6 protein-coding genes and 2 pseudogenes are annotated in these 5,335 nt (G+C 41.5%); 7 read left to right on the top strand and 1 reads right to left on the bottom strand.

From position 1 onward, the window contains the following. Positions 1-312: 312 nt before the first annotated feature. From ACVBDQ_RS17540 to ACVBDQ_RS17570, 7 genes and pseudogenes are all read left to right on the top strand, one after another. On the top strand, positions 313-660 hold the full coding sequence (locus tag ACVBDQ_RS17540) for an ArsR/SmtB family transcription factor (protein ID WP_011230091.1): 348 nt from the start codon (positions 313-315) through the stop codon (positions 658-660). Positions 661-690: 30 nt separating this feature from the next. Then, on the top strand, positions 691-1,752 hold the full coding sequence (gene arsB / locus ACVBDQ_RS17545) for an ACR3 family arsenite efflux transporter (protein ID WP_171698953.1): 1,062 nt from the start codon (positions 691-693) through the stop codon (positions 1,750-1,752). Positions 1,753-1,772: 20 nt separating this feature from the next. Next, positions 1,773-2,195, top strand: a complete 423-nt coding sequence (gene arsC, locus ACVBDQ_RS17550) for an arsenate reductase (thioredoxin) (RefSeq protein WP_011230093.1) — start codon at positions 1,773-1,775, stop codon at positions 2,193-2,195. Positions 2,196-2,359: 164 nt separating this feature from the next. Next, positions 2,360-2,806 carry a MarR family winged helix-turn-helix transcriptional regulator gene (locus ACVBDQ_RS17555; protein WP_011230094.1) on the top strand — a complete coding sequence of 149 codons (447 nt, stop codon included), beginning with the start codon at positions 2,360-2,362 and terminating at the stop codon, positions 2,804-2,806. 75 nt (positions 2,807-2,881) lie between these two features. After that, positions 2,882-3,739, top strand: a pseudogene (locus ACVBDQ_RS17560) (permease). 13 nt (positions 3,740-3,752) lie between these two features. Beyond that, a complete protein-coding gene (locus ACVBDQ_RS17565; RefSeq protein ID WP_011230096.1) occupies positions 3,753-4,547 on the top strand; it encodes an arsenite methyltransferase in 795 nt (264 codons plus the stop codon). Between the two features lie 127 nt (positions 4,548-4,674). Continuing rightward, complete coding sequence (locus ACVBDQ_RS17570) at positions 4,675-4,917, top strand: N-acetyltransferase family protein (protein WP_446663374.1); 243 nt, start codon at positions 4,675-4,677, stop codon at positions 4,915-4,917. Between the two features lie 151 nt (positions 4,918-5,068). Here ACVBDQ_RS17570 and ACVBDQ_RS17575 read toward each other — a convergent pair. Continuing rightward, a pseudogene (locus tag ACVBDQ_RS17575) lies at positions 5,069-5,335 on the bottom strand (AAA family ATPase); the annotation flags it as partial.

Consider the following 5,335-nt stretch of genomic DNA (forward strand, 5'->3'; position numbering starts at 1 on the left):
CCAGCTCTTTTAATAAAGGCCATTCTGTGGTAAGATGTTTCATGGACTCTCTCCCTCCTGTTTTATGGATGTTGGTCATCACCATCATAGCAGGGAGAGAGTCCTTTTTGCATGACATTTGCTTTTTTCTACCGCGCTTCGCTTGGTGGCCCCGACGAGCGTCGCGAACAAAAGTTCGCAACCCTCGTCGGGGATCATTTCGGAATGTCACCCACAAATATTTTACTCACACCATTTAGGAGTATCATATTTCATTTTCGTTCATATATAAGTAAATAGCTATATAATTATACAAGAATAGGAGGTGTTCCCGTGCAAAAGACAGTAGTGGAAATAGAAAAAGCATCACATGTTTTAAAGTTGCTTGGTGATAAAACACGTTTAACGATCATGGCAATTTTAAAACAACGTGAGTGTTGTGTATGCGAGCTTCTTGAGGTGTTTGACATGAGTCAGCCGGCGATTAGTCAGCATCTTCGCAAGTTAAAAGATGCAGGATTAGTAAAAGAAGATAAGAGGGGACAGTGGATTTATTATTCCCTCAATTCACAAAATGAGTTATATGATTTCATCCAAGATATTCTGCAACATATTCCAGATCAAACAGAGAATATTCGTAAGATTGAGGAAACCAACCCTACGCTCCGTTGCGGTTGTTAACCTACTAATTTAAATTATTAGGGGGAAAAAATGAATAATACGGGGAAAAAACGTCTATCGTTTTTGGATCAATACCTCACGCTTTGGATTTTCCTTGCTATGGCAGCAGGAATTGGATTAGGATTTGTCTTTCCAGGCTTTGTAGACGGAATGAACAGTTTGCAGGTAGGGACCACATCAATTCCAATTGCGATTGGCTTAATTTTAATGATGTATCCTCCGTTAGCAAAAGTTCGTTATGAGGAGATTGGGCGCGTCTTTAAAGATGTGAAAGTATTAGTGTTATCGCTCGTACAAAACTGGATTATTGGACCGATTCTTATGTTTTTGTTGGCGATCATATTCTTACCGGATAAACCGGAATACATGGTCGGACTCATCATGATCGGTCTGGCACGTTGTATTGCGATGGTGATTGTCTGGAATGATTTAGCGAAAGGAGACAGGGAGTACGCAGCTGGATTGGTGGCGTTTAACTCTGTATTCCAAATGCTATTTTACTCTGTTTATGCGTATGTGTTTGTGACGATCATTCCAGAATGGTTAGGACTAGAAGGTGCTGTCGTTAATATTACAATGATGGAAGTCGCTAAGTCGGTGTTTATTTACTTAGGAATTCCGTTTCTTGGCGGAATGTTGACGCGCTTTTTGTTAGTAAAAGCAAAGGGCAGACAATGGTATGAAAAAGTATTTATTCCAAAAGTCAGCCCGATTACATTGATTTCTTTGTTGTTTACGATTATCGTCATGTTCTCTTTAAAAGGAGACGTCATTGTAAGCTTGCCGTTGGATGTAGTGAGAGTTGCCATTCCATTGTTGATTTACTTTGTGTTGATGTTCTTCGTTTCCTTCTTCTTAGGGAGGAAATTTGGAGCGAGATACCCTGTAACCACAACACTTGCCTTTACAGCCGGCAGTAATAACTTTGAGTTAGCGATTGCCGTAGCTGTTGGCGTGTTTGGGATCCATTCCGGTGCAGCATTTGCAGCTGTTATTGGACCACTGGTGGAAGTGCCTGTCATGATTGCGTTAGTCAACGTGGCACTATGGTTTCAACGAAAATACTTTAAAACAGAATCAGTATCATACTAACAACAGAGGTGGAAGGAAACATGAAAAACAAAAAGATCATTTACTTCTTATGCACAGGTAACTCTTGCCGCAGCCAAATGGCAGAAGGATGGGCAAAAAAATATCTTGGCGACGAGTGGGAAGTGTACAGCGCCGGTATTGAAGCGCATGGACTAAATCCAAACGCGGTAAAAGTCATGAAAGAAGTAGGAATTGATATTTCGAACCAGACATCGGATATCATTGATCCGGAAATTTTAAATAAAGCGGATTTGGTAGTAACATTATGTGGTCATGCAGCGGACCATTGTCCAGTAACCCCACCAAATGTGAAACGTGTTCATTGGGGATTTGATGATCCGGCAAAGGCGGAAGGAACGGAGGAGGAAAAATTAGCTGTATTCCGTCGTGTTCGCGATGAAATCGGCGCGCGCATCAAAAAATTTGCTGAAACAGGCGAATAAGACTAAATGACAGCCGAGAAGAATCTTCTCGGCTGATTTTATTTAATAAATACTTCATACAAAACAAAGGACGAGACATGTCGATAAAATTTTCTTTATTTTTTAAAATAAAAAAGTTGCAATTTGCAAATAATGTGATATAAATAATTATAGAGGTGAAAAAAATGGAAAACATTAGAGAGTTGTTTCAAGTGATGACACGTCGTTTTGGATTGCTAAATAAAAATTGCTGTTCGATTGATGATGTAGATATTTCTCTCGTTCAAAGCCATATTCTTTATGAAATTGACAAAAGAGAACATCCCTCCATGCAACAAGTGGCTGAAGCATTAGGAATGGATATTACCACGTTCAGCAGACAGATTCAAAATTTAGTGAAAAAGGGATTAGTAAAAAAAACGCCGCTTCCTGAAGATCGAAGAGTATACACGTTATCGTTAACCACCGAAGGAAAGTTTATCGCAACAACCATTGATCGAGAAATAAATCGATATCTAGAAGAAGTGTTTTCACATATGACGGAATTTGAGAAAGAAACCGTGATTCGTTCGATTAAATTGTTGAATGAGTGTATGGCAAAATCAAGTGTATGTTGTAAACCGTTATTTTGAGGCAAGTATATCTAGGCTTGCCTGTTTGTTAAACATATAGTTGTAATTTGCAAATAAAATAAGGAGAGATAATCAATGAGCATAGCGATTTTTCAAGACTTTCTCTTATATTGCGTTAGAATTAACTCTTTTGTTTTTGGCTATTTCGTTCGTCATTCACTTTTCAGTAAGGATATATTCCTTATGATAAAATGCAAAGTTTGTTAACAAAGCGCCATCCGTTATTCGGAGCATTGGTTGCTGTCGCGTTTGCGTTTTGCTCATGTTCTACGATCCCAGTTGTCGTATCGCTTTTAAACCAGAAGGTCCGTTTCGGTATTGTGATGATTTTTCTCTTTGATTCTCCTGTGCTCGATCCAATCATATTGACACTCATGGCTGCGACACTCGGAGTAAAAGTGGCGATTTCTTATACCATTATCACAACCATTTTATCCATACTGATTGGTTTCACGCTTGAAAAACTCGGATTTGAAAATCAAGTTAAGCAAGTAATGGTGAAAGGAGAAGTAGAGATCGGAAAGAAACGAAACATGAGAGAAGCTTTACAGGAGACCTTTCACTTAATAAAAACGGTTTATCCATATTTGCTTTTGGGTGCAGGCATTGAAGCCATTATTCATGGTGCTGTACTGACAGAATGGATTTCAACCTATATGGGGGGGTGATAAGTGGTGGCTTGTTCCACTTGCAGCAATCATCGGAATTCCTTTGTATATCCGCCTTTTCACGATGATTCCCATTTCACAAATGTTGATTGCAAAAGGCATGGCATTAGGACCTGTTATGGCGCCGATGGTTAGCTCAGCAGGGGCAAGCTTACCGGAGATCACATGATTACACAGTATCTTTAGAAAGAAGCTGGTCTTTGCGTTTGTAGGTTCTGTCATGACGATGGCAACGTTATCAGGATTTTTATTCTATATCATTTAAGGAGTGATAACTTATGAATCACGTTAATAACGATCAAATCCGGCAAAATGTCCGCAGCCGCTATAAGCAAATTGCGCTGCAGGAAGTAAATTCTAGAAGCTGTTGTTCAGACTCTTCCGGATGTTGTGGTACACCTAATGAGGTATCAGCAAAACTAGGATACTCGGATGAGGAATTATCTGCCGTGCCAGAAGGAGCTAATCTTGGACTTGGTTGCGGCAACCCGCTAGCAATTGCGGAATTGAACCCCGGAGATGTGGTGTTGGATCTTGGTTGTGGTGCCGGTTTCGATTGCTTTTTGGCTGCTCGTCAGGTCGGAGAAACCGGGCGCGTCATTGGTGTGGATATGACACCAGAAATGATCAGCAAAGCACGCAACAATGCTGCCAAGGGTGGCTTTACCAATACTGAATTTCGGTTAGGAGAAATCGAATATTTACCGGTGGCAGATGGTTCGGTGGATGTCATTATTTCCAATTGCGTCATTAATCTTTCTCCAGATAAGCCCCAGGTGTTCAAGGAAGCCTATCGTGTGCTGAAACCAGGAGGGCGCCTTGTCATTTCCGACGTTGTGGCGACGGCAGAACTTCCATCGGAAATCAAAAACAATATGGATGTCTTGTATTCGGGCTGCGTATCAGGAGCAGCATCGATTGGTGAACTGGAATCCATGTTACAACAGAGTGGATTCACACAGATCACCATTGAACCAAAAGATGAATCGAAGGAGTTTATCAAAGATTGGGTGCCTGGAGCGAACATCGAGGATTACATTGTTTCTGCGATCATTAAAGCAATGAAACCTTAAAAAATGTGGTGTAACAGATCGGAACTCGTTGGGGAAGAAAAGCGTGAGTGTTGCTAATGTTACATGGAAAAGGCATTAGGCGATTCCTAGTGCCTTTTCTGTATGAAAATAAGGAGGGATTTTTCATATGAACATTCGTAGCTTTCGCAAAGAGGATTGGATGCAAGTGAAGGAAATTTACGAGCAAGGAATTGCGACAGGACAAGCAACGTTTGAAACGACAGCACCATCGTTTGAAAAATGGGAATCGACCATTGCCGCAAATTTATGTTTGGTCGCTGAAAACGAAGAAGGCATTCAAGGCTGGTGTAAATTAGCACATTATTTCAGAATCACTTTTTCAAATTATTTCAGATGGATTCTGAAATAATGTGCAAAATTTTTGCGGATTGTTCCGGATTTTGCACATTCTTTCGGAACGTTTGCACGCTCTTTCAGATGAAGATTTCCAACGCGCCTGATGGACCGATGGAAAATGGAAAAGTGAAAGCACAAAAGAGGCCGATTCGGCCCCTTTCGTGCTAATACCCCATTTCCTCCGCGGCCATGCGCACCACTTCTTCGTCAATGGCGTCCTTTTTCAGCTGATACCCGTATAACAGGCACGTCGTGGCCAACGTGTTGATCACCCGAGGCCATCCCCGCGACTGCAGGGCAATCGCCTCTAACGCCGATGGAGTGAAGATCGGATGCTTCGCCCCGGCCTGTTTCATCCGATGCTCGATGTAGCCCGCCACCTCTTCCCTCTCCAGCGGCCCCATCCGGTATCGCATGATGATCCGTTGGTC

It is taken from the genome of Geobacillus sp. CCR (assembly GCF_052906625.1).

Excerpts from the sequence above, each read along its gene's own strand:
- arsB (WP_171698953.1), top strand. The coding sequence starts at position 691 with ATGAATAATACGGGGAAAAAACGTCTATCGTTTTTGGATCAATACCTC.
- arsC (WP_011230093.1), top strand. The coding sequence starts at position 1,773 with ATGAAAAACAAAAAGATCATTTACTTCTTATGCACAGGTAACTCTTGC.
- ACVBDQ_RS17555 (WP_011230094.1), top strand. The coding sequence starts at position 2,360 with ATGGAAAACATTAGAGAGTTGTTTCAAGTGATGACACGTCGTTTTGGA.
- ACVBDQ_RS17565 (WP_011230096.1), top strand. The coding sequence starts at position 3,753 with ATGAATCACGTTAATAACGATCAAATCCGGCAAAATGTCCGCAGCCGC.
- ACVBDQ_RS17570 (WP_446663374.1), top strand. The coding sequence starts at position 4,675 with ATGAACATTCGTAGCTTTCGCAAAGAGGATTGGATGCAAGTGAAGGAA.